Here is a 21413-nt window from a genome sequence, read left to right as displayed (position 1 = left end):
CGTCACGGCAACAGCGACTCCTATCCTCCGCAGTAGGAGGATGTCCGCCGTGCTCAGCCTTGCGCGGAGGATCTGCCGGGCGGGCCGCCCGCGCCCAGCATCCCGGCGAACAGGCGGACCAGGTCGGCGCCGGCCTGACCCGCCGCCGTGAACTCGAGCTCGTCGCCCTCTTCCATTCCAACGGTGAGGCGCACCCGCTCCCCCTCGCCGGTGCTGCGGGCCCAGCGTATTGCGGCCAGCGGCAGGTCCGGCGGTGTCACACCGTCACGGATCGCCCGGCCGGCCCGCACGGACAGTGCCCAACCGACGGAGGCAGTGACCACGGCCACGGTGCCGACAACGCCGGCCACCACGAAGAGCACCACGCCGGCCCGGGCACTGACGGCACTGCCGACGCCCATCGCGGTCATCGCAACGGCCAACGCAGCGAACGCAGATCCGCCGGCCAGCCGCAGCAACGTGTGCTGACGGGCCGAGCGGCCTACGACGTACACGCCGTCGGCGGTGAACCACAGCGTCGCCGTGGTCCCATCCGATGTCTGAATCCCGCGCAGTTGCACCCCGTCACCGTACGCGACCGCCCACCGTCGCCTGATCCGGCCGTGGCCGTGGCACGATTCGGGGATTCGTCACTACGATCGTGCCTAGTAGTGTCCTTCTCATCGGAACGAACGACAACGGCAACAGCCACTTGGAAGGAACACCGCGATGAGTGAGTACGGCGAGTTCGAGACCGGTGCCGAGTCCGGCGAGATCGAGCAGTTGCACACCGAGGCCGGCAGCGAGCAGGACTACCAGTCCGACTTCGGCGTCTACAGCCAGGACAGCGCGTCGGCCGAGTCCACCGACTTCGAGACCGGCAAGCACATCGAGTACGAGGGCGCCGATGGCTCCCGCTACGAGTCCACCGACTACACCAGCTACAGCCACGACGAGGCCGAGACCAACAGCGTCTTCGCCGCCGAGGGCAGCGAGCAGTACTCCGCCTCGGAGTTCTCCAGCCTCGACGCGCTGCGCGCCCAGTTCGATTCGGCGTTCGCCGAAGGCACCCAGATCACGGACGGCGGTCACGGCCCGGCCATCGCCGGACACTGACGTCGGCGGCACCGACGAGGTGCCAAGCCGTGCGTATGCGCAACTACGAGGGGTGTGTCAGCCGCCATCCGGTGGATGACGCACCCCTCGCCGCATCAATCCCCGCAGGTCATGGTCTCACTGCCGCGGTGCTCGTTTCGCGGGTTGCGCGTCTCGTTCACGGTCCAGGCGCTGCTGGGCTCCACGCTCCAGCCGAGCGCCGACATCCCGGCGGAGGCCACGCAGCACGAAGGCCGACACAACCATGCTCACCACGAGCGCGATCAACAGCTTGACGAACGGATCCAGCTCGATCGGCAACACCGACAACACGGCAGCGACCGCCACGAACAGGACAAGGCGCGCACCAAGCAGTTTGAGGACGGGTCCCACAACCGGCGACTCTACCGTGCGGCACCTGCGGCGTCGGCGCCGCCGCAGGTTGCTCTACTCACGGAACAGAACGCGGCTACAAGGACAGCGCGTCGGGCACCCAGGACACGTAGCGGTCGAACATCGCCAGCGCCAGAGGGGCGACCGCAACCGCGCCAACTCCCGCGGCCACAGACGCCCGGGCGACGGCGGTGAGTGGTCGCGGCGGGGTGAGGAGGCGGTGCAGCCGTTCCAGGCTGTCGCCGCCGCTGACGGCCAGCAGCTCGCCGTCCGGGCTCACCGGTTGCGCCATGGTGACGAGCGCCCGGGCCAGGTCGATCCGCTCGGCACTGCGGGCGGCGGTGTCGTCGGCGCACAATTCGACCAGCCGCTCCACCTGTCGCCTCGCCAGCCTGAAGCAGGCGACCCTTGGAAACGCCTGGACCAGGAACCTGACCCAGTGGGTGAGGTGGTAATGGCGCCCGCTGGCGTGGGCCCGCTCGTGGGCGAGCACGGCGTGCAGCTCCGGCACCCTGAGCTGGTCGACAGCGCCGGAGGTGATGACGATGTCGGTGGTCTTCCCCGGCATCAGGTAGGCGGCGGGCCGGTCATGCCGCACCACCGTCGCGCCAGGCACCAGCGAGGGGATGCCGGCCAGCCGGACCAGCATCCGCAGATCGGCCCGCCGGGCCCGCTGAGCGGCGGCCAGCCGGGTGATGCCGAGCCCCATCCGATAGCACAGCCCGACGACGGTCAGCAGCCCGACGACCGCGGCGACCTGAGCGGGAGCGTCGTGCCGGCCGAGCAGGGAGTCCAGGCAGAAGTGCCAGGCCCCGCTCACCAGGTCGTGGGTGCGGTCCCAGTACAACAGCAGGTTGAGGCCGGTGAGCAGGCCCGACGCCACGACGGCACCCGACCCGACGAGCCAGGTGGTCAGGGCCAGCCGCGGCGCCCGCAGCACCCACGACGCCGCTGCCAGCCGCGGCGCCGCCACGAACGCGAGGACCAGCGTGAACGCGATCAGCAGCAGCGGGCTCATCGGCCCGTGATCCGGCGTTCGTAGCTGCTCAGCGCCTCGCGGAGGGCGGCCGCATCATCCATCGTCATCCGGCCGACGAAGTGCATCAGCGCCTCGCCGCGGTCGCCGCTGTCGACGAGGACCTCGTGCATGGTCTGCGCCACGAGCTGGTCGCGGGTCAGCGCCGGCAGGTACCGGTACGCGCGGCCGTCCGGCTCCCGGGTCAGCCAGCCCTTGCGGTACAGCGTGTCGATCACCGTCATGACCGTGGTGTAGGCGAGCTGCCGATGCCACCGCAGGTCGTCCATCGCCTCACGGACGGTCGTCGGCGCCTGCCGTTTCCACAGCACCTCCATGAGTGCCGTTTCCAGCTCTCCGAACCCCTGCACGATGCACCCCTCCACGCGGCTGACGGCAAGCGTAACGTGGCGGCGCGCACACCGGGGCCGCTCGATCGGTGGTCGTCCGTTCCGTGCCGGCTGACCATCAAGGATACGACCGTGCAGCTCCACCTACTATTTTCACTAGTAGCGTTCCGCTGCGTGCTCCTCGATCGCTGCCAGATCGCTCCATGCAGGTCACAGGCTTTTTTCGCGACCTATCAAAACTCCATCGATCGTCGTAGACTCCCGCTCATGTGGAGAACGCCCGCCAAGCAATCGTTTTCCTACCGCATGGTCGTACTAGCGGCCCTAGTAACCAGCTGTGCCGGCTGCACCAGCGCATCGCCGTCATCCCCGCCGCCGGAAGCGCGCCACACCCCCGCTCCAGCCGGCCCGCCTCCGTCCCACGGGCCACTGGCCGGTCCTCCGGGAAGCCCGACGGCGATGCACGGTTCGTGGGACGTCAGCCAGCTGGCCGACCCCTGCCGGACGCTCACCCAGGAGGAGGTCGTCCAGGTCCTGAAGATCCCGGTCAATCCAGCGCTGAAGGTGGACAGCTGGCCGCCGGTGTGCGCGTTCGGCATCACCCCCGGGTTCGGCCCCCTCGCACCGAGCGAGAAGCCCAGCGTGACCGAGTACTTCTACATCCTCGACGACTCCGAGGCCAGCGGCCGGGACGACTTCGAACGCGGCCGCAGCAACCCGGCCGTCGTCGAGGCCGTCACCGGGATCGGCGACGAGGCGTACTGGACGCCGGACAAGTACGAGCTGCAGGTGATGAGCGGCAAGACCCACCTCACCGCCAAGTTCAGCGGTGCCAAGCCACCCGCCGACCCCAAGACCAAGGTCATCGCCCTCGCGCGGATCGCCCTGCCCCGCGCCAAACCTCAATAGTTCAGGACAGCAGACCTTCGCCGATCCATGAGCCGCGTTCGATGCCGGGCGGGCACGCGAACACGCCGCTGGACAGGTGCTGGCTGAAGCCGTTGAGCGGGTCGTTCGCGGCCAGACGTTGCTGGATCGCGGCGAACTGGCGCTGCGGGTCGCGCTGGAAGCAGATGAAGATGAGCCCGGCGTCCATCAGCCCGTTGGGGTCTGCGCCGGCGTCGTAGGAGTAGGAGCGCCGCAGCAGCTTGACGCCGCCGTTCGCCTCGGGTGAGGCCAACTGTGCGTGCGCGCCGGGGGCGCCGTCGAGGCGGTCGTTGCTGTCGCGGCGGCGGCCGATGATCGCCTCCTGCGTGGCGAGATCGGTGCGGTCCCAGGTGTCCAGCAGCAGCCGGATCCGCCGCACCACCAGGTAGGTGCCACCGTGCAGCCACGCCGGGCCGTCGCTCACCCACAGATGCTCCGCCTGCTCCTTCGCGACGTCGAGGTTGGCGGTGCCGTCGCGGAAGCCGAACAAACCGACGGGGTCAGCCCTGTCAGCACCGCCGACGGCGTCGCGGAAACCGACCTGCCGCCAGCGCAGATGCGCGCTCGACCGGCCCGCGTTGACGAGCGCCCGCACGGCGTCGTGCGCGACGGTCGGGTGCCGGGCACAGACCTGCACGCAGACATCCCCACCGCCGGCGGCCGGGTCCAGCTGCTCACCGGGAAACGCCGGCAGCTCGGCCAGCGCCGGCGGGCGGCGATCCGCCAGCCCGAACCGGCCTTCCGTGAACAGCCCCGGGCCGAAACCGAACGTCACCGTCAGCTCGGCACCCGGCCGCCCGGCCAGCTCCGCCGCGACTCGGGTCCACGTCCGCAACAGCTCGACCAGCCCGCCGCGATCCCGCGCTACCACGTCAAAGCCCGCGATCTGCAGACACGGAAGCACCGCCGTCGTAATTCCGGCCTGACGCGCGCCATGGAACGCCCGCGACGGCTCGTCGCTGCATCCCGCCGCACCGAGCAGCGCTCCCCCCAGGACTCCGGTGCCGGCGAGCACCGAGCGGCGGGACATCCCCCGTCCGTCTGCCGCTGGATCCATGGCGAGAACCTACATTGATCGGCCTCCATCAGACCAGCGTGAGACGCCGATCCGCGGGCAGAGAGGGCGAGCGACGGCGACCGGGATGATGACTGCCGCCGGCTGCCTGCTACGACGCGGCTGAAGACCGGAGTGTCGCAGTCGCCGTGGCGCTGCGTGCGCCGTATCCGGTGATGCCGCGCGGCTTGTACACCGACAACACCGTCGCGGCGATGAGCAGCAGCAGGCCGGCGCCGGCGTGGACGAGCGGCGACGGGCTGCGCAACTGCGCCAGGGTCGCCGACGGGTCTCCGGCAAGGTCGGCGAGCAGGCCGAGGGTCTGGGTGTACAGCAGCAGCACGGTGGTGGCGACCACGTTGATGACGAGCTTGAACAGCACCCAGTAGTGCCGTGCGAGACCCCATACCGTGCCCAGGGACTGCACCACACCGGTCAGCAGCGACGCGACGCTGATCGGCACGAGCACCGTCCGGCCGAGCACGTCCATCGCCAGGTAGGCGGCCCGGACCACCTGCACGTCGCGTGAGGTCAGCGCGGCGACGGCCAGGGCGAGGGATGCCGCGACCGCGCCGAGCCAGCCGACCGATGCGGCGACGTGCACGGTGAGCATCGCCTTGCGCAGCGGCGGCGCCATCCTCACCGGAGCCACCCGGCGGCCCCGCCCAGAGCCATGGGCGCGGACGCGCCATGACCGCCCATGTGCCGTCCCGGACCGTGCCCACTCAGCAGCGCGACGACCAGCAGGACGACGAGCAGGATCGCGGCAACGCCAACGATCTTCACCCACCGCGGCATCCGCGCCGCGCCGTCTTCGTCCGTCATCTCGTCCTCCCAGTTTTTCAATACAATGTGTCTATGACCGATTCATAGTGTCACGCATGCGGCGAGACGTACAGTGGGGAGGTGCCGAAGTTGTGGAACGACACGATCAGCGAGCACCGCCATGCCGTGCGGGATGCGGTTCTGGACGCGGCGGCGGCGCTGGTGCACGAGCACGGGCTGAGCGGGGTGACGATGTCGCAGCTGGCCGCCACGGCCGGAATCGGCAGGGCGACGCTGTACAAGTACTTCCCCGACGTGCAGGCCGTGCTGCTCGCCTGGCACGAGCGGCAGGTCGGCGGGCATGTGCGGCAGCTGGCCGCCGCCCGCGACGCGGCCGGGCAACCCCTCGACAAGCTGGCGGCGGTGCTGCGCACGTATGCACTGATCGGCCACCGGCACCACGGCACCGACCTCGCCGCCGGGCTGCATCGTGGGCCACACCTGGCCGAGGCCGAGCAGCACCTGCACGCCCTGCTCCGCGACCTGATCGCCGACAGCGCTGCGGCCGGCGCCGCCCGAACCGACGTGGACGCCGCAGAACTGGCGCAGTTCTGCCGGCACGCGCTCGGGGCCGCGGCGGACCTGCCGTCGGAGGCAGCGGTCGAACGGCTCGTCGCGGTCACGATCGCCGCGATACGTCCAGAGCCCCGGCACTGAACGGCCCGCGGGCGGGCACTGCTGCCACACCCGCGGGCCGACCCTCGTCTACATCTTGGCCAGCAGGCCCTGCATCTCGGTGATCTCCGCGGTCTGGTCCGCGGCGATCTTGGCAGCGAGTTGCCTGGCCGCCGGGTCCTGACCCTGAGCCTGTTCGGTCTTGGCCATCTCGACCGCACCCTGATGATGTTTGATCATCATCTGCAGGAACATCGTGTCGAAGTCCTTGCCGGCGGCCTTGGACAGGTCCTGCATCTCCCGGTCGGTCATCATGCCGGGCATCTGGGCCATGTCACCCATGTCGTGGTGCATGGCGCCGGGGCTGGGGACCGGTTCACCCCAGGCGGTCAGCCACCCGGACATCGTGGCGATCTCCGGCTCCTGCGCCTTGGCGATCTTGTCGGCGAGGGCCTTGACCTCAGGTGTGACGGCCTTCGACTGGGCGGCCGTGGCCATGTCGATCGCCTGACGGTGGTGCGGAATCATCTCGGTGGCGAACCTGACGTCGATGGCGTTGAAGGTCGCGCCAGACTTCGGCGCCGCGGTGGATGTGGCGGTGGCACCCATGGTGTTGTGGTCCGTCTGGTGGTCGCCGCAGCCGCCGGCGAGCAAGGCGAGGATGAGTGCGCCGGTGGCCAGGACGGCCCCGCGCGGGTTGATCTTATGCATGGTGGATCGAGCTCCTGGAGATTCGAAACGGTGACGCGGATGCGTCCAGGACGTCGCCGCCGGAGCCTGTGGCCCGGCGGCATCAGCCAACTCCAGAGCCGGTCTACGTTCGCCAGATCGACAGCACACTGCGCAACGGTGGTCCACAACCACTACCGCCGGCCGCCTCCGCCGCGACGGTGAGCGTCAACGTCCGGACCGGTGAGGCGGGCAGCGCGGCCGACGATGCGGCGAAGGTGGGCGCCGGCGCGCCGATCGCGGGCGGCAGCGCGGACTGGCACATCGCTGCCGCGTGACCGCCGTCGTGCGGTTCATCCGGACACGGGTCGTGGTGCCCGTCCGGGGTGCACCGGGGCATCGCCTGCGCGGCCATCGACGGGCCCGCGTGCATGGCGGGCGGGAGCGGGGCCGCGGCGAGCATGTGCATCCAAACGACACCGAGCACCAGAAGAAGCACCGCGGTCAGCAGCCGGACGTGCGAATGCGCCCCGGCAAGCTGCATGCGGCGACTGCGCACCACTCCCCGACCACCTCCTACACAACATCGTAGACCGTGGCGAGATCCACGACCGCTTGCCGCCACTCCCGCCTGAGCAGCCCGTACACCCACGAGTCGGAGACCTCGCCGTTCACGACGCAGTCCTCCCGCAAGGTCCCTTCACGCACGAAGCCGAGCTTCTCCAGCACGCGGGCCGATGCCACGTTGCGCGTATCGGTCTCGGCCTGGACCCGGTTCAGGTCCAGCGTGTCGAATGCCCACCGCAGCACAACGCGCCCGGCCTCAGTCGCGTAGCCGTGGCCCCACGCCGCATCGCCGAAAGCAGTAGCCCAGCGACGCGCTGCGGTAGTCCGGGTTCCACCGGCTCAGGCTGCACCAGCCGATGAACGCCCCGTCGGAGACACGATCCACGGCCAGCCGCGCCCCGGTGCCCTCCTCTGCCATCTGCCGGCAAGCCGTGATGAACCGTTCGGCGCGCACCTGTTCGGTCCACGGCGGCGCGTCCCAGTAGCGCAGCACGTGGGCGCTGCTGTGCAGCGCGAAGATGGCGTCCGCATCCGCGTCGTCGAAGGGACGCAGTCGAAGGCGGCCGGTGTGCAACGTGGGGGTGGGCAGCGACAGACCCGTCATGTTCTCTCCCGTGATCGGTGGCCGATCAACCACACATCCGATGCCGGCCACCCGCAACGGGTTTCCTCGGAAGCCGGCAACGGCAGGACCATCTCAGCGGAAGGCAGTGATATTGCGCTGGACCCAGTCGGTGAAGGTGTACGGCGCCCGGCCGAGGACCCGTTCGACGTCGGGACTGATCCGCTGCTCGGCGGAGGTGGGTTCGCCGATGGCATCGAGGGTGGTCTCGACCACGGGTTCGGGCATGAACTGCAGCATCTGCGCGCGGGCCTCGTCGCGGGTCTGTTCGACGAACCGGATCGGCTCGCCGAGCGCCTCGCCGAGCGTCTCGGCTCGTTGCCGGGGTGTGGTGAGGGCCGGCCCGGTCAGCTCGTAGATCTGTCCGGCGTGGCCGTCTTCGTGCAGGGCTGCGGCGGCGACCTCGGCGATGTCGGCCGGGTCGACGGTCGGCAGGCCGACGTCGCCGAAGGGCGCGGCGACCGTCCGCTGCGCACGGACCGTCTCCGCCCAGGCGTACATGTTGGAGTTGAAGGCGCCAGGCCGCAGGATCGTCCAGGCCATCGCCGATTGCCGCACGGCGTCTTCGAATGCCCGCATCATGCCGCCATGGGATGCCGAGTGCGGTCGGGTGGCGACTCCGATGGAGGACAGCAACACGATGCGGCCGACTCCGCCGGCTTTCGCGACATCGAGGATGTCCCGTGGGCTCAACAGATGGGCACCAGCGCCGCCGTCGTGGAGGAACAGCGCGTCAGCGCCGTCAAGCACGGGCCGGAGGCTCTCCGGGTCGGTCAAGCTGCAGCTGACCCGCCTCGATCTTGGAGAAGTCGAGGATGTCGTTGATGATCGTGAGCAGCGCCTCGCCGCTGTCGCGCACGACGGTGGCGAGTTCGCGCTGCCCGTCGCTGAGATCGGTGTCCAGCAGCAGGCCGGTCATGCCGATGACGGCGTTCATCGGGGTGCGGATCTCGTGGCTCATGGTGGCCAGGAACGCGGACTTGGCCTGGGCGGCAGCCATCGCCTCGTCGCGGGCGCGCAGCACGACAAGGGTGGCCTCCCCGACGGCCTCAGCCATCTCGGGCGAGCTCGGTCGGCCCGCGCACGCGCGCGGCCCCGCGCAGGACCGGCAAGGCACCCCGCTCACCCGTCGCGATTCCCCGGGCGGCCTGGGTCACCGCGGCGATCGACGACCTGAGCGCGTCAGCCCGCCGGCCCGCTTCGCCCGTCTCCGTCGTTCCGATCCGGCGCTGAGCGCCGATCTCGCCGGTGCAGTTCGGTTGTGGTACGGCCAAAGCACGGGCCGAGCGATGGGCGGCGTGTGTCAGGCTGTGGCGGTGCGCATCGGCCGCCTCTGCTCAGAGCAGGCCGAGCTCCCGGGCGCGGAGCGCGGCCTGGGTCCGGTCCCGCGCGCCGAGTTTCGCCAGCGCGCTGGTCACGTGGTTCTTCACGGTCCCTTCGGCGAGGAACAGCGCGGACGCGATCTCCCGGTTGCTGCGCCCGCCCGCCAGCAGCCGCACCACGTCCAGCTCCCGCCCGGACAGCGGCACGACGAGCGGGGCGGGGACCGGCGGCGGGAGCTGCGCCACCCGGGACACCAGTTTGGCGGCCACGCCCGGCTCGAGGACCGACTCGCCGCGGACGGCGGCGCGGATCGCCTCCATCAGCCGCTGCGAGGAGGCGTCCTTGAGCAGGTAGCCGATCGCGCCGGCCTGGATGGCGGGGAAGACGTCGGCGTCGTCGTCGAAGGTGGTCAGGGCGATCACCTGGACGGCCGGGTGGTCGGCGCGCAGGCGGCGGGTGGCGGTCACGCCGTCCATCACCGGCATCCGCAGGTCCATGAGCACCACGTCGGGTGACGTGCGGGCGGCCAGCTCCACCGCCTGCGCACCGTCCGCCGCCTCACCGACGACGTCGATCTCGGCCTGCACCGACAGCAGCAGCGCGAGCGCCTCCCGGAACAGCCGCTGATCGTCAGCGAGCAGCACCCGGATCACACGAGCGCCGTCCCGGATCACACGAGCGCTGTCCCGCATCACGCGGGCGCCGTCACGGTGAGCGTGGAACCCTTGCCCGGCACCGAGTCCAGCGCCACCGCGCCGCCCAGCCCGGTCACCCGTTCCCGGAGGCCGGTGAGACCGAACCCGCCGGACCCGCCAGACCCGCCGGACCGGTCCGGTGGTTGCCCGCAGCCGTCGTCACCGACGACCACCCGGACCTCGGCGGGGCGGTAGTCCAGCAGGACGTGTGCGTGTGCCGCGTGGGCGTGCCGGCGGACGTTGGTGAGGCCTTCCTGCGCCGCCCGGTACAGCGCCTCCTCCACGTCCGGTGCCAGCCGGCGGGACGCCCCGCGGACCTCGACGCTCGTCGGCGGCCCGGACTGCGACGCCTCCCGGGCCAGCCGCTCCACCCGCTCGCTCAGCGGCACGCGCGGCGCCCGCAGCGCCGACACCGACCGCCGCACCTCCGACAGCGCCTCCCGGGCCTGCTCCTCGGCCTGGGCGAGGACCTCGTCGGCGCGGTCCGGGTCCCGGTCGAGCAGCGCACGCCCGGCCCGGATCTGCATCTGCAGCGTCGTCAGGTAGTGGCCGAGCCCGTCGTGGATGTCCCGGGCGACGCGGTTGCGTTCCTGGGTGGTGGCCAGCTCCTCCAGCTGCGCGTTGGCCAGGGCCAGCTCGACGCGGGTCTGCTGCTCGCGGCGCAGCAACCGGGTCACGACCAGCGCCATCAGCGACGCGACGAGCATCCCGGCGATCTCCCGCACGCCCTCGCCGAGGTCCATGCCGACGTGCCCGAGCGGCACCACGAGCGCCACGACGGCGGCTCCACGCAGCGGCAGCAGCTGCGCGGCCTGGACGACCAGCACGATGAGCAGCAGCGTGCCGCCCCACGAGGCGTGGGCCGCACTGAACATGACGAACCCGAGCCCGATCTGCAGCAGCATGTACGCGACGAGCCACACCGGTCCGCGGCCGGGCAGCAGCCACGCCCCGAGCACCACGAGCGCGGTGTACGCGGCGCCGGTGACGATCGCCGGCCACGGGTTCGCACCGGCGACGGCCTCGAGGACGAGCACGGCGTACGCACCGACGGCCAGCATCCACAGGAACCGTTCCACGTCTGCACCATGCAGGCGCCCGGCCGGCGAAGTCAATCCGGCCGGACCGACCCATGACCCCGGTCATGACGTTCGGCACGGGCGCTGTGACCCGCCCGGCCGACACCATCAGCGGCATGGGAATCCGCCGTATCCGCCGTGTGCTCGCCGTTGCCCTCGCCGGACTGGCCGCCGCGACCGCCGTGGGCGCGATCCACGCGTCCGACGCCGCCGACGCCGTCTACCCGCCGCCCCGATCCGTACCCATGTCGCCCAGCTCCGTACCCATGTCGCCCAGCTCCGTGCCCCTGCCGCCGCCGTCCACCGCCGGCGCCGACGCCCGGCCGACCGTCGCGGTGCTGCTGGGACCGGCCGGCGCCAACGCGGCCGACGTCCTCGCCCCGTACGAGACCCTCGCCGCGTCCGGCCACTACCAGGTGCTGACCGTCGCGGAGCACCGCACCCCGATCCCGTTGACCGGTGGTCTGGAACTGGTGCCCGACCGCACCTTCGCCGACCTCGGGCACGCCGACTGGATCATCGTGCCGGAGGTGCAGCAGGCCTCCTCGCCGCTACTGCAGTCCACTGTGGACTGGCTCCGGGCCCGCTACGCCGACGGCGCCCAGATCATGAGCGTCTGCGCCGGAGCCGGACTCCTCGCCCGCACCGGCCTGCTCACCGGCCGGCCCGCCACGAGCAACTGGCTCGCCCTGTACGGCTACGAACGACAGTACCCGGACGTGCGGTGGCAGCGCGGTGTCCGCTACGTCGACGACGGCCGGATCATCACGACCGCCGCCGTCCTGTCCGGAGTGGACGGTGCGCTGCGCATCCTGGAACGCGAACACGGCACCGACGCCGCCCGGCAGGCCGCCACCGCGATCGGCTGGCGCACCTACCATCCGGGTGCCGCGGCGGACATCGCCGCCGCCCACCCCGCACCGGCGGACACCGTCGCGCTGCTCAACGCCGGGTTCCGCGCGCCGGTCCACGCCGGTGTGCTGCTGACCCCGGGCGTCGGCGAGATCGAGCTGGCCTCGGTGTTCCGGACCTACACGCAACTGGTGTACGTCGCACGGCTCACCGCCGTCACCGCCGACGGGCAGCCGATTCGCTCCCGCCACGGCCTCACGTTCATCCCGCGGACCGCCGTGCCGACCGGCTACGACCGGCTGCTCGTCCCCGGCCACGACGCCGCCCTCGCCCACCGCGCCGACCCGGCGTGGAACCCGGTGTACGTCCACGCCCGCGCCGAGTTCCCGTTCGACGGCACGCTGCGCGACCTCGCCGCCACCACCGACGTGCCGACCGCCCGGTGGGTGGCCAAGACCCTCGAGTACGCACCCGGCGAGCTGTCCGGCCCCGCGTTCCCCTGGGTGCCCGCGCTGCTGCTGGCGCTGGCGACCGCGGCCGGCGGCACCCTGTACGTCCTGGTCCGCGCCGGGCTGGCCCGGCGTCCTCGGCTGCGGCACTGGCTGCGGCACCTGGCCGAGATGCTCGTCGCCATGTTCGCCGGGATGATGCTGCTGGCCCCGGCGTGGCACTGGCTGACGCACGACCGGCCGGTGCTGATGACGCTGGTGATGGCAGTGGACATGGCCGCCGGCATGGCGGCGTGGATGGCGATCCGCGGGCACGACCGGCGCATGATCGGTGAGATGGCGCTGGTCATGGTGGCGCCGTTCGTCGTGCTGCTGCCGTTTCTGTCCGGCGCCGCCCTGTCCACGGCCGGGCACGTGCTGATGCTGGCCGCGATGGTCGCGCTCATGCTCGTGCGGTGGGAGCACTACGCCGCGGCTCCCACCTGGGCCTTCCGGGCAAGGTGGCACGCTCTCCGGAAGCAGGGCACCCGGGTCGACCAGCTCCCCCATCGGTCCGGTGATGATCCCGGACGCGGCGATCTGCCGCAGCAGGTCGAGGAGTCCGCCGGGGAGACCCGGTAGGCGCCCACAACACGGTCGGCGCATGCGGCTGATCGCACACCGCGATCGTTGGCACCGGCGGTGAGGACGGCCCGCGAGGTCGGTGCGCTACGCGGCCACCGGCTCAGGGACCTCGGCCGGGGCGGGTTCGGGCTGCTCGTCGGCGCGGACCAGCGCGATCCCGGCCAGCACGACGACGCCGCCGGCCAGCTGCCAGCCGCCCGGTGCCTGGCCCAGCGCGGCCCACGCGAACAGCACGGCGAAGAGCACCTCGGTCAGGCCGACGAACGAGGCGACCTTCGCGCCGAGCAGGCGGGACGCGGCGATGCCGGACGCGTAGGCCAGCGCGGCGGCGACGACGGCCAGGCCGGCGATCGGCACGATCCAGCTCATCTGCGTGCCCACCAGGGTGACCGGGGCCGCGCTGGTGCGAAACGGCAGCAGGCCGGTCACGTCGAACGCGGCCAAGGCGAGCGCGCCGACGACCATCGCGGCCCAGGCCAGCGCGATCGGCGGGAGCGCGCTGTCGCCGCGGGAGGCGATGACGAAGTAGACGGCCAGGCCCGCGCCGGCCAGGACGCCCCACGCGACGCCGGCTGCGTCCAGGCTGCGGCCGCCCGGGTCGAGCACCAGCACCAGACCGGCCAGGGCCGCGAGGCCGCCGAGGACGGTGCGCCGGCCCGGGCGGCGGCCGTGGCGCAGCCAGACCCAGACGACGACGAGCAGGATGCCGCCGTACTCCAGCAGCAGCGCCACCCCGACGTCGAGCCGGCGGACGGCGTTGAAGAAGAACAACTGGCATCCGGCGACCGCGACGAGCCCGAACGCGAGCACCTCGCCGGCGGCCCGGCGCAGCAGCCCGAACCGCCCGCGCAGGGCGATGAGCGCGGGCGGGGTCAGCAGCAGTGCCGCGATCGCGATCCGCAGCGTGACCACCGCGCCCGGCGACCAGCCAGTCTCCATGAGCGCGCCGGCGAACGTGCCGGAGGTGCCGAACATCGCCGCCGACGCCAGCGCCAGCCCCAGCCCGGCCGCGCCCCGCGCCCGATCGTCACGAGTAAAACGCGTTATGCTCATGACAGGAACGCTAGTCGCGCTGCTAGTAAGGAGTCAAGATGCTTTTTGCGCATGACACGGAGGTTGCGCTCGTGGCGACGGCGGCGATGATCAACGCGGACCTCCCCGACGTCGCCGCGCTCGACGCCTTCCTGGACCCGTGGGGCTGGACCGGCGCCCGCGCCCACGACGACGCCGAACTGGCCGCGGTCCAGGCCGCCTGCGTCCGGATGCGCGAGTTCTGGAGCGCCGACGAGGACGCCGCCGTGGAACTGGCCAACGCACTGCTGCGCGAAGGCGGGGCACTGCCGCAGCTGCTCCGGCACGACGGCTGGGACTACCACCTGCACGCCACCCCGCCGGACGCCTCCCTCGACGTGCGGATGACCGTCGAGACGGCAATGGCGATGATCGACGTGATCCGCCTCCAGCAGCTCGACCGGCTGCGGATCTGCGCCGCCGACGACTGCGACGCGGTCCTCGTGGACCTGTCGAAGAACCGCTCACGGCGCTTCTGCGAGGGCGGCTGCGGCAACCGCGGCAACGTGGCGGCCTACCGCGCCCGCCGCGCCGCCCGCCAAGACGCGTAGCCCACAACCCCGTGCCTGCCCCCTGTGCGGCCTGCCACGACGCGATGGCCGGGGTGTAGCGGGCCGCTACCGCCCGATCGGAGGCATCCGCAGCAGCCGGCCGATCGGCAGCACCGTGGTGAGCAGCGCGAGCAGCGCCGTGCCCCCGATGACGGCGGTCCAGCCCAGCGGCGGCACGTAGGGCACCGGCTCGCCGGTGACCGAGCGCACCACCGTGGTCAGGGTCGCCAGCGCGATCGACGCGCCCAGCAGGACCGCGACCCCGAGCAGCCCGGCCTGTTCGGCGTGGACCATCCGCCTGGCCTGGCCGCGGGTGACGCCCACGAGCCGCAGCACGGCCAGTTCCCGGCGCCGGGCGAGGGCGGCGATGACCATCGTGTTCGCGGCGGCCAGCGCGGCGTAGCCGACCATCACGCCGACGAGCAGCTTGTTCAGCCAGGCGCTGACCGCCAGGTCGGCGGCGAGCCGGCGGGTGAGATCGCCGGTCGCGGCGACGGTGCTGCCGGGGTGCCGGGCCGCGAGCGCCCGCAGATCCGCGGGTCCGGAGGTGCGGATGAGCACCTCATCGTCGAGGTCCCGCGCGGTGTGGCCGGCGACCGTCTCCCGGGCCAGCGTGATGTCGCCGAAGCCGAGGCCCCGCTCGTAGATGGCGACGAGGGTCAGCGAGACAGGCGTGCCGTCGCCGAGCCAGAACGTGACGCGGTCGCCGACGTCCCAGCCGTGCATGGACGCCCGGATCGACGACGCCGCGACGGTGCCGCCCGCCAGGTCGGCAAGGCGGCCCGCGCGCACCCGGAGGTCCATTGTGGACTCCATCCCGGTCGGGTCGACCGCCTGCGCGGCGACCGTTTCCGCGCCGTCCAGGAACCTGACGACGACGGACGTCCGGCGGACCGCAGTGGCCGCCACGACGCCGGGAGTCCCGCGCGCCTCGTCGGCGGCGCCGGACGGCAGGCCCGCCGATGCGACCAGTGCGTGCTGGGCGAGCAGTCCGTCGCGGCGCTGCGACAGGGTCTGCCGCTCCAGGTTGTCCTGCAGGAACCAGACCGACCCGCCGAGGCCGATCGACAGCACCAGCGCGGTGAGCACGGCGGCCATGCCGCGCGCATTGGCCCGGAGGTTGGCGGTCGCCAGGTAGCCGCTGGGCCCCCAGACGGTCCGCAGCACCGGCGCGAGCACCCCTGCCGCGGCCCGGTTGATCCACGGTGCGAGCAGGCCGACGGCGAGCACGAACAGGTACAGCATGCCGATCGCGCCGGCCAGGGCCGCCGGCCCGGCGGCGCCGAGCGTGACCGCGCTCGACGACCCGGCACCGGCCAGGGCGGCCAGGCCGGAGAACAGCCGCACCCTGCCGCTGCGCGGTGGTTCGACCGCCACCTCGCCGAGCGCCTCGACGGGACGGATCGCGGTGACCCGGCGGGCGGCGAGCAGCGCCGAGAGGACGGCGACGAGTGCGGTGGCGCCGGCGGCCGCGGCGATGGCGACCAGTCCGTGGGAGATGGGGAATCCGGCCGGCACGAAGCCCCGGCCGACCATCTCGTCGTGCACCCACCGGGTGGCGAGGAGGCCGGCCGGCACGCCGATCGCCACCGCGACCAGACCGACGATCGCCGCCTCCGCCATGATCATCCGGCGGACCTGGCCGGGGGTCGCGGCGACGGCCCGCAGCAGTGCGAGGTCGCGGCGGCGGTGCCGCATCGACCGGCCGACGGTGACGGCGACGACGAACCCGACCAGCAGGACCACGTATCCGCCGAACCCGCCGCCGGCCTGGATGAGGAGCTCCTGCGCGGCGAGTTCGGCGGACTCCTCGGCCAGCCCGCGGTCGGCGCCGGTATAGACGCCCGCGTCGGCGGTGAGGCCCCGGACCGCCGCCACGAGGGCGGCCTTGTCCGTGCCGGGTGCTGCGACGATCCCGATGGCGGCGACCCGGCCCGGGTGCGCCGACAGCGTCGCGGCGTGCGCGTCGGTGAAGAACACCGCGGCCGCCGGCCCGTCCAGCACACCGCTGACCCGGTAGGTCCGCGCGGTTGCGCCGACCAGCACCTCGATCTCCTGCCCCGGCGTCAGCCCGAGCCGCCGGTCGACCGCGACCTGGTCATCACCGGCGGGTGGATTCCCGTTTCGGATCTGGTACGGCGTGAGCACTGCACTGCCCCACCCGTGCCCGGTGACCGTGCCGGCGCCCGAGGACAGCACCACGGGCACCGGGTCGTCGGCGGCGACCGTCGCGACGCCGGGCAGCCCGCGGAGGCGGCCGACCAGGTCTGCCGGGACGGTGCCGCCCTCCGGCAGCCGGACCTTCGAGCGGACGACCTCGCCGTCGAGGTCCTTGGCGCTGACGGTCATCTCGCGGTGCGCGACCACGACGTCGGCGGCGGCATACCGGACCGGCTCCGGCCGGTAGCGCAGCCCCGACTCGACGAGCGTGCCCATCGCCATCAGGATCATGACCCCGGCGGCGAGGGCGACGAGCGTCGCCACCGCCGAGCCCGGCCGGTGCCGCAGCATCCGCAGCGCAAGCCCGATCATGCCGGCACCACCCGGCGGCGGCCGAGCGACGCCAACTGCTCGGCGATGCGCTCCACGCCGGGCTGCGGCAGGTCCCGCACGACCCGGCCATCGGCGAGGACCAGGACGCGGTCAGCGTACGAGGCGGCCACCGGGTCGTGTGTCACCATGACGACGGTCTGCCGGTGCTCGTCGACCACCGCGCGCAGCAGGCCCAGCACGTCCGCCGCGGTCACGGTGTCCAGGGCACCGGTCGGTTCGTCGCAGAAGATCACCTCGGGCCGGGTGGCGAGGGCCCGGGCGACGGCGACCCGCTGCTGCTGCCCGCCGGACAGGGCGGACGGCCGGTGGTGCAGCCGGTCCCGCAGCCCGACCCGGTCGATGACGTGGTCCAGCCAGGCGTGGTCGGGCCGCCCGCCCGACAGCCGCGCCGGCAGCCCGATGTTCTCCTCCACCGTGAGCGCGTCGACGAGGTTGAACGCCTGGAAGACGAAGCCGATCCGGTCCCGGCGCAGCCTCGTCAGCCCGGTCTCCGACAGCCCGGACAGCTCGGTGGCGCCGATCCACACCCGCCCGGAGGTGGGCCGGTCCAGGCCGGCCGCGGTCTGCAGCAGCGTGCTCTTGCCGGAGCCGGACGGCCCCATCACCGCCGTGAACGTGCCGCGGTGGAACGCCACATCGACGCCCGCGAGCGCGGCGACGGCCTGCGTCCCGGTGCCGTAGGTGCGGGTGAGCCGTTCGGCGCGGACCACCGGGTCGCCGGTGGGTCCGATGTGGACGGACATGAAGTGCCTCTCCGGGTCGCTCAACAGGACGAATACCCGGATGACGCTATGGCGCCGCCGGCCGGCGGACGATCCAGCGCACTGGCGAACCGTGGTACAGCCTGCTGTACCACCGCTGTAAGTTTCCCGGCCCGGGCCAGGCCGGCGGCGGTGCGACCGCGGCGCAGTTGCCCCGCTCGGGCGGGCGATCGTAGCGTCGCCCGTCAATGCTCGGGTATCAATGGCGTGGGGAGAACAGCACATGGGTGGATCTCAGGACGGTCGGCTGCGGGTCCGATGGCGACGTCCGCTGAGCATGTTCATCACCGCGGCCGCGTTCGTCGCCACCGCCGTGCTCGCCACCGCGGCACCGGCCGCCGCCGCCCCGACGGTCACGAAGGTCGCCGCGGGCTACGGACAGACCTGCGCGATCCGGACCGACGCGACGCTGTGGTGCTGGGGCAGCAACTGGAGCGGCGAGGTCGGCGACGGCACCAACGACACCCGGACCACCCCGGTCCGGGTCGGCACCGCCGCCAACTGGGCCGGCATCGAGGCCGGCAGCAACTTCGCGTGCGCGACCAGGACCGACCGGACGCTGTGGTGCTGGGGCGGCAACCGCAGGGGCCAGCTCGGCGACGGCACCACCACCAACCGCAACGCCCCGGTGCAGGCCGGCACCGCGACCACCTGGGCCACCGTCAGCGCCGGCGACGCCCACACCTGCGGCGTGCAGACCGACGGCACGCTGTGGTGCTGGGGCTTCAACCGGCTCGGGCAGCTCGGTCTCGGCACCGCCGACTGGACCGTGTCCACGCCGACCCGGGTCGGCACGGCGAGCAACTGGGCGAGCGTCACCGCCGGTTTCGCACACACCTGCGCGACCCGCACCGACGGCACCCTGTGGTGCTGGGGTGACAGCTCCAGCGGGCAGATCGGGACGGGCACGCTGAGCTACTCGACGACCCCGGCGCAGGTCGGCACCGCGACCACGTGGCGCGGCGCGTCGGCCGGGCTGGTGCACACCTGCGCGGACCGCACCGACGGGACCCTCTGGTGCTGGGGCAACAACGGCTACGGGCAGCTGGGTGCCGGCACCACCCTGCAGACCACACCCCAGCAGGTCGGCAGCGGCACCACCTGGAGCGCGGTCAACGCCGGCTACGACACGTCGTGCGCATCCCGCACGGACGGCAGCCTGTGGTGCTGGGGCAACAACATGGCCGGCGGGCTCGGTGACGGCACCACCACCAGCCGGTCCGTTCCCACCCGCGTCGGCACCGCGACCACCTGGACGACCGGCCTCGTCGCCGGTTACCACACGTGCGGGGTGCGCACCGACGCGACGCTGTGGTGCTGGGGCAACAACGGCAACTCGCAGCTGGGCGACGGCACGACCACCAACCGGTCGGCCCCGGCGCAGGTGATCCTGCCGGGCTGACCCTCCGCTGAGCCTGCCCGCCCCGCGGCGGGCAGGCTCAGCCGCGGCGGGAGTCGTCCAGGTAGCGCAGCACCGCCGTCACCCGCCGGTCGGCACGGTCGTCCGGGGCGAGGTCGAGCTTGGCGAAAATGCTCCGGATGTGCTTGTGCACGGCTCCTTCGGTGACGAACAGCCGCTCCGCGATCGCGGTGTTGCCGAGGCCCTCCGCCATCAGGGCGAGCACGTCGCGTTCGCGCGGGCTGAGCCGGCTCAGCGTGCTGTCGGGGCGGCTACGGGCCAGCAGCTGCCCGACGACCTCCGGGTCGATGGCCGTGCCGCCGCCGGCGACGCGGTGCAGCGCGCCGAGGAACTCCTCGACCCGCCCGACCCGTTCCTTCAGCAGGTAGCCGAGCCGGTCCGCGCCGCCCGCGAGCAGGTCGGTGGCGAACGCCTGCTCGACGTACGCCGACAGGACCAGCACCGCGAGGCCGGGGTGGCGGCGCCGGGCCTCGACGGCGGCCACGATGCCCTCGTCGGTGTGTGTGGGCGGCATCCGGACGTCGACGATCGCGACGTCGGGCCGGTGGGTGTCCACCGCGGACAGGAACGCGGCCGGCGAGTCGGTGGCGGCGACCACGTCGAGCTGCTCGGCCCGCAGCAGCAGCGCCAGGCCCTCCCGCAGCAGGGCGTCGTCCTCGGCGATCACGATCCGCACGGCAGCTCCACGAGTATCGTCGTCGGCCCACCGGGTGGGCTGGTCAGGGTGAACCGGCCGTCGTGCGCCTCGACCCGCCGGCGGATACCGCCGATGCCGGAGCCGTGGCTCTCGTCGGCGCCGCCGCGGCCGTCGTCGACCACCGTCACGTGCAGCCGGTCGGCGTCGCGCAGGACGGTGACGGCGACGTTGGCGGCGCCGCTGTGCCGGGAGACGTTGGTGAGCGCCTCGGCCACCACGAAATACGCCGTCGCCTCGACCGACGCCGCGCACCGGCCCGGCACGTCGACCCGCACGAGGCACGGCACACCGCAGCCGGCGGCCAGGCCCGCGAGGGCCCCGGCGAGCCCGCGGTCGTCGAGCACCGGCGGCAGGATCCCGCGGACCACGGCGCGCAGTTCGGCGAGGGCGAGCTCGGCGGCGTCGTGCGCGCGGTCCAGGATCTCCTCCGCGCGGGCCGGGTCCCGGGTGAGGGCCCGCCGGGCCGCGCCGAGCAGCACGGTGACCGCGACGAGCCGGTTCTGCGCGCCGTCGTGCAGGGACCGTTCGATGCGCCGCAGTTCGACCGCGTGCGCGTCCAGCGCGGCCGCGCGGGTGGCGGTCAGCTCGGCGATCCGCAGCGACATGTCGACGTCGCGCGGCGGCGCCAGCAGCCGCCGGCCCGGCAACGCCTGCAGCCGGGCCATCCTCGGGACCAGCGCGACGGCCAGGGAGAGCCAGCCGACGCCGAGGAGCGCGACCGCGAGCGCGTCGAGCAGCCCGTCGACCGGCCAGAAGACCAGGCCGGGGCTCTCGCCCGGCGGCAGCGCCCAGAAGTACAGCGGGAACAGCAGATACTGCACCGAGTCGAGTGGCAGCGCCATCCCGAAGAGGCCCAGCGCGAAGCCGGCCGTGCCGTGCGTGGCCACGAACGCGACGTCGCGCCGCACCCACGGGTCACGCAGGGCGTCCCGCAGGCCGGCCGGGACCGGCGGCGGCAGGGGCAGGTCCGAACCCCACCGCGACAGCCTGGCCCGCTCGCGGTCGGTGGCGGACCGCACCACCTGCAATGCCGAGGGCACCAGGAGCAGGCCGACGCCGGCCAGACTGGCAACGGCCACGACGAGCAGCAGCAGGAGCGCCGCCAGGGCCAGGATCGCCGTGCCGAGGCCACCGACGAGGTGTTCGAGGGCGTCGACGGTCGCGCGCACGCGATCCCGGAGATACCGTCCCCGTTCCGCCACGTCCGCACCCCCTCCGCCAGCGACA

26 protein-coding genes are annotated in these 21413 nt (G+C 72.7%); 6 read left to right on the top strand and 20 right to left on the bottom strand.

Annotated features, from left to right (window positions below; all coding sequences use genetic code 11):
* Window positions 1-53 precede the first annotated feature (53 nt).
* Window positions 54-560, bottom strand: a complete 507-nt coding sequence (locus ACFPIJ_RS22580) for a hypothetical protein (protein WP_380117158.1) — start codon at window positions 558-560, stop codon at window positions 54-56.
* Between the two features lie 148 nt (window positions 561-708).
* Here ACFPIJ_RS22580 and ACFPIJ_RS22575 point away from each other — a divergent pair, with 148 nt between their 5' ends.
* A complete protein-coding gene (locus ACFPIJ_RS22575) occupies window positions 709-1095 on the top strand; it encodes a hypothetical protein (protein ID WP_380117157.1) in 387 nt (128 codons plus the stop codon).
* Window positions 1096-1212: 117 nt separating this feature from the next.
* Here ACFPIJ_RS22575 and ACFPIJ_RS22570 read toward each other — a convergent pair whose 3' ends face one another.
* From ACFPIJ_RS22570 to ACFPIJ_RS22560, 3 genes are all read right to left on the bottom strand, one after another.
* Complete coding sequence (locus tag ACFPIJ_RS22570; protein ID WP_380117156.1) at window positions 1213-1467, bottom strand: DUF4229 domain-containing protein; 255 nt, start codon at window positions 1465-1467, stop codon at window positions 1213-1215.
* 76 nt (window positions 1468-1543) lie between these two features.
* A complete protein-coding gene (locus ACFPIJ_RS22565; protein ID WP_380117155.1) occupies window positions 1544-2485 on the bottom strand; it encodes a M56 family metallopeptidase in 942 nt (313 codons plus the stop codon).
* Window positions 2482-2853, bottom strand: a complete 372-nt coding sequence (locus tag ACFPIJ_RS22560; protein ID WP_239136184.1) for a BlaI/MecI/CopY family transcriptional regulator — start codon at window positions 2851-2853, stop codon at window positions 2482-2484. Before ACFPIJ_RS22560 ends, ACFPIJ_RS22565 begins: the two co-directional genes overlap by 4 nt.
* A gap of 438 nt (window positions 2854-3291) precedes the next feature.
* On the opposite strand from ACFPIJ_RS22560, the gene ACFPIJ_RS22555 reads away from it, so the two are divergent.
* Entirely contained in the window at window positions 3292-3741 is a 450-nt protein-coding gene (locus ACFPIJ_RS22555) for a hypothetical protein (protein WP_380117154.1), read from the top strand.
* A 1-nt stretch (window position 3742) separates the two neighbouring features.
* Here ACFPIJ_RS22555 and ACFPIJ_RS22550 read toward each other — a convergent pair whose 3' ends face one another.
* From ACFPIJ_RS22550 to ACFPIJ_RS22540, 3 genes are all read right to left on the bottom strand, one after another.
* Window positions 3743-4816 carry a Dyp-type peroxidase gene (locus ACFPIJ_RS22550; RefSeq protein WP_380117153.1) on the bottom strand — a complete coding sequence of 358 codons (1074 nt, stop codon included), beginning with the start codon at window positions 4814-4816 and terminating at the stop codon, window positions 3743-3745.
* Between the two features lie 109 nt (window positions 4817-4925).
* Window positions 4926-5450 carry a DUF2269 domain-containing protein gene (locus ACFPIJ_RS22545; RefSeq protein ID WP_380117206.1) on the bottom strand — a complete coding sequence of 175 codons (525 nt, stop codon included), beginning with the start codon at window positions 5448-5450 and terminating at the stop codon, window positions 4926-4928.
* A 2-nt stretch (window positions 5451-5452) separates the two neighbouring features.
* Complete coding sequence (locus ACFPIJ_RS22540; RefSeq protein ID WP_380117152.1) at window positions 5453-5638, bottom strand: hypothetical protein; 186 nt, start codon at window positions 5636-5638, stop codon at window positions 5453-5455.
* Window positions 5639-5719: 81 nt separating this feature from the next.
* On the opposite strand from ACFPIJ_RS22540, the gene ACFPIJ_RS22535 reads away from it, so the two are divergent.
* Window positions 5720-6295, top strand: a complete 576-nt coding sequence (locus tag ACFPIJ_RS22535) for a TetR/AcrR family transcriptional regulator (protein WP_380117151.1) — start codon at window positions 5720-5722, stop codon at window positions 6293-6295.
* 48 nt (window positions 6296-6343) lie between these two features.
* On the opposite strand, the gene ACFPIJ_RS22530 is transcribed toward ACFPIJ_RS22535, so the two are convergent.
* The 8 genes from ACFPIJ_RS22530 to ACFPIJ_RS22495 all read right to left on the bottom strand — a co-directional run bounded on the left by ACFPIJ_RS22530 (window position 6344) and on the right by ACFPIJ_RS22495 (window position 11208).
* The gene (locus ACFPIJ_RS22530; protein ID WP_380117150.1) at window positions 6344-6964 is read right to left on the bottom strand and encodes a DUF305 domain-containing protein; all 621 of its coding nucleotides are present in this window, start codon (window positions 6962-6964) and stop codon (window positions 6344-6346) included.
* A 103-nt stretch (window positions 6965-7067) separates the two neighbouring features.
* A complete protein-coding gene (locus ACFPIJ_RS22525; RefSeq protein WP_380117149.1) occupies window positions 7068-7466 on the bottom strand; it encodes a DUF6153 family protein in 399 nt (132 codons plus the stop codon).
* Window positions 7467-7498: 32 nt separating this feature from the next.
* Window positions 7499-7732 carry a GNAT family N-acetyltransferase gene (locus ACFPIJ_RS22520; protein ID WP_380117148.1) on the bottom strand — a complete coding sequence of 78 codons (234 nt, stop codon included), beginning with the start codon at window positions 7730-7732 and terminating at the stop codon, window positions 7499-7501.
* Window positions 7733-7745: 13 nt separating this feature from the next.
* Complete coding sequence (locus ACFPIJ_RS22515; RefSeq protein ID WP_380117147.1) at window positions 7746-8093, bottom strand: GNAT family N-acetyltransferase; 348 nt, start codon at window positions 8091-8093, stop codon at window positions 7746-7748.
* Window positions 8094-8186: 93 nt separating this feature from the next.
* The gene (locus ACFPIJ_RS22510; RefSeq protein ID WP_380117146.1) at window positions 8187-8888 is read right to left on the bottom strand and encodes an NAD(P)H-binding protein; all 702 of its coding nucleotides are present in this window, start codon (window positions 8886-8888) and stop codon (window positions 8187-8189) included.
* Complete coding sequence (locus ACFPIJ_RS22505; protein ID WP_380117145.1) at window positions 8854-9168, bottom strand: histidine kinase dimerization/phospho-acceptor domain-containing protein; 315 nt, start codon at window positions 9166-9168, stop codon at window positions 8854-8856. The genes ACFPIJ_RS22510 and ACFPIJ_RS22505 overlap by 35 nt, the downstream gene beginning before the upstream one ends.
* A 280-nt stretch (window positions 9169-9448) precedes the next feature.
* Window positions 9449-10087: a response regulator gene (locus ACFPIJ_RS22500; RefSeq protein ID WP_380117144.1), complete on the bottom strand. Its 639-nt coding sequence runs from the start codon at window positions 10085-10087 to the stop codon at window positions 9449-9451.
* A gap of 38 nt (window positions 10088-10125) precedes the next feature.
* Entirely contained in the window at window positions 10126-11208 is a 1083-nt protein-coding gene (locus ACFPIJ_RS22495; protein ID WP_380117143.1) for a sensor histidine kinase, read from the bottom strand.
* A gap of 65 nt (window positions 11209-11273) precedes the next feature.
* On the opposite strand from ACFPIJ_RS22495, the gene ACFPIJ_RS22490 reads away from it, so the two are divergent.
* Window positions 11274-13130 (top strand): DJ-1/PfpI family protein, encoded by a 1857-nt coding sequence (locus ACFPIJ_RS22490; RefSeq protein ID WP_380117142.1) that lies wholly within the window; start codon window positions 11274-11276, stop codon window positions 13128-13130.
* An 87-nt stretch (window positions 13131-13217) separates the two neighbouring features.
* Here the strand turns inward: ACFPIJ_RS22490 and ACFPIJ_RS22485 are convergent, their stop codons facing one another.
* The gene (locus ACFPIJ_RS22485; protein WP_380117141.1) at window positions 13218-14186 is read right to left on the bottom strand and encodes an EamA family transporter; all 969 of its coding nucleotides are present in this window, start codon (window positions 14184-14186) and stop codon (window positions 13218-13220) included.
* A 38-nt stretch (window positions 14187-14224) separates the two neighbouring features.
* On the opposite strand from ACFPIJ_RS22485, the gene ACFPIJ_RS22480 reads away from it, so the two are divergent.
* The gene (locus ACFPIJ_RS22480; RefSeq protein WP_380117140.1) at window positions 14225-14755 is read left to right on the top strand and encodes a CGNR zinc finger domain-containing protein; all 531 of its coding nucleotides are present in this window, start codon (window positions 14225-14227) and stop codon (window positions 14753-14755) included.
* A 66-nt stretch (window positions 14756-14821) separates the two neighbouring features.
* Here the strand turns inward: ACFPIJ_RS22480 and ACFPIJ_RS22475 are convergent, their stop codons facing one another.
* Window positions 14822-17287 carry an FtsX-like permease family protein gene (locus tag ACFPIJ_RS22475; protein ID WP_380117139.1) on the bottom strand — a complete coding sequence of 822 codons (2466 nt, stop codon included), beginning with the start codon at window positions 17285-17287 and terminating at the stop codon, window positions 14822-14824.
* The gene (locus tag ACFPIJ_RS22470; protein WP_380117138.1) at window positions 17284-18051 is read right to left on the bottom strand and encodes an ABC transporter ATP-binding protein; all 768 of its coding nucleotides are present in this window, start codon (window positions 18049-18051) and stop codon (window positions 17284-17286) included. The genes ACFPIJ_RS22475 and ACFPIJ_RS22470 overlap by 4 nt, the downstream gene beginning before the upstream one ends.
* A 241-nt stretch (window positions 18052-18292) precedes the next feature.
* On the opposite strand from ACFPIJ_RS22470, the gene ACFPIJ_RS22465 reads away from it, so the two are divergent.
* A complete protein-coding gene (locus ACFPIJ_RS22465) occupies window positions 18293-19471 on the top strand; it encodes an RCC1 domain-containing protein (protein ID WP_380117137.1) in 1179 nt (392 codons plus the stop codon).
* 37 nt (window positions 19472-19508) lie between these two features.
* Here the strand turns inward: ACFPIJ_RS22465 and ACFPIJ_RS22460 are convergent, their stop codons facing one another.
* Both ACFPIJ_RS22460 and ACFPIJ_RS22455 read right to left on the bottom strand, forming a co-directional pair.
* A complete protein-coding gene (locus ACFPIJ_RS22460) occupies window positions 19509-20165 on the bottom strand; it encodes a response regulator (RefSeq protein WP_380117136.1) in 657 nt (218 codons plus the stop codon).
* Window positions 20153-21388 carry a sensor histidine kinase gene (locus ACFPIJ_RS22455; RefSeq protein ID WP_380117135.1) on the bottom strand — a complete coding sequence of 412 codons (1236 nt, stop codon included), beginning with the start codon at window positions 21386-21388 and terminating at the stop codon, window positions 20153-20155. Before ACFPIJ_RS22455 ends, ACFPIJ_RS22460 begins: the two co-directional genes overlap by 13 nt.
* Window positions 21389-21413: the final 25 nt, after the last annotated feature.

Source organism: Dactylosporangium cerinum (assembly GCF_042653625.1).
GTDB lineage: Bacteria > Actinomycetota > Actinomycetes > Mycobacteriales > Micromonosporaceae > Dactylosporangium > Dactylosporangium cerinum.
The sequence above is the reverse complement of the archived record's forward strand: the minus strand, read 5'-3'. Positions and strand labels throughout refer to the sequence as shown.

Coding starts and splice junctions, on each gene's coding strand:
- ACFPIJ_RS22575 (WP_380117157.1), top strand. CDS start 709: ATGAGTGAGTACGGCGAGTTCGAGACCGGTGCCGAGTCCGGCGAGATC.
- ACFPIJ_RS22565 (WP_380117155.1), bottom strand. CDS start 2,485: ATGAGCCCGCTGCTGCTGATCGCGTTCACGCTGGTCCTCGCGTTCGTG.
- ACFPIJ_RS22555 (WP_380117154.1), top strand. CDS start 3,292: ATGCACGGTTCGTGGGACGTCAGCCAGCTGGCCGACCCCTGCCGGACG.
- ACFPIJ_RS22550 (WP_380117153.1), bottom strand. CDS start 4,816: ATGGATCCAGCGGCAGACGGACGGGGGATGTCCCGCCGCTCGGTGCTC.
- ACFPIJ_RS22545 (WP_380117206.1), bottom strand. CDS start 5,450: ATGGCGCCGCCGCTGCGCAAGGCGATGCTCACCGTGCACGTCGCCGCA.
- ACFPIJ_RS22540 (WP_380117152.1), bottom strand. CDS start 5,638: ATGACGGACGAAGACGGCGCGGCGCGGATGCCGCGGTGGGTGAAGATC.
- ACFPIJ_RS22530 (WP_380117150.1), bottom strand. CDS start 6,964: ATGCATAAGATCAACCCGCGCGGGGCCGTCCTGGCCACCGGCGCACTC.
- ACFPIJ_RS22525 (WP_380117149.1), bottom strand. CDS start 7,466: ATGCAGCTTGCCGGGGCGCATTCGCACGTCCGGCTGCTGACCGCGGTG.
- ACFPIJ_RS22515 (WP_380117147.1), bottom strand. CDS start 8,093: ATGACGGGTCTGTCGCTGCCCACCCCCACGTTGCACACCGGCCGCCTT.
- ACFPIJ_RS22505 (WP_380117145.1), bottom strand. CDS start 9,168: ATGGCTGAGGCCGTCGGGGAGGCCACCCTTGTCGTGCTGCGCGCCCGC.
- ACFPIJ_RS22490 (WP_380117142.1), top strand. CDS start 11,274: ATGACGTTCGGCACGGGCGCTGTGACCCGCCCGGCCGACACCATCAGC.
- ACFPIJ_RS22485 (WP_380117141.1), bottom strand. CDS start 14,186: ATGAGCATAACGCGTTTTACTCGTGACGATCGGGCGCGGGGCGCGGCC.
- ACFPIJ_RS22480 (WP_380117140.1), top strand. CDS start 14,225: ATGCTTTTTGCGCATGACACGGAGGTTGCGCTCGTGGCGACGGCGGCG.
- ACFPIJ_RS22475 (WP_380117139.1), bottom strand. CDS start 17,287: ATGATCGGGCTTGCGCTGCGGATGCTGCGGCACCGGCCGGGCTCGGCG.
- ACFPIJ_RS22470 (WP_380117138.1), bottom strand. CDS start 18,051: ATGTCCGTCCACATCGGACCCACCGGCGACCCGGTGGTCCGCGCCGAA.
- ACFPIJ_RS22465 (WP_380117137.1), top strand. CDS start 18,293: ATGGGTGGATCTCAGGACGGTCGGCTGCGGGTCCGATGGCGACGTCCG.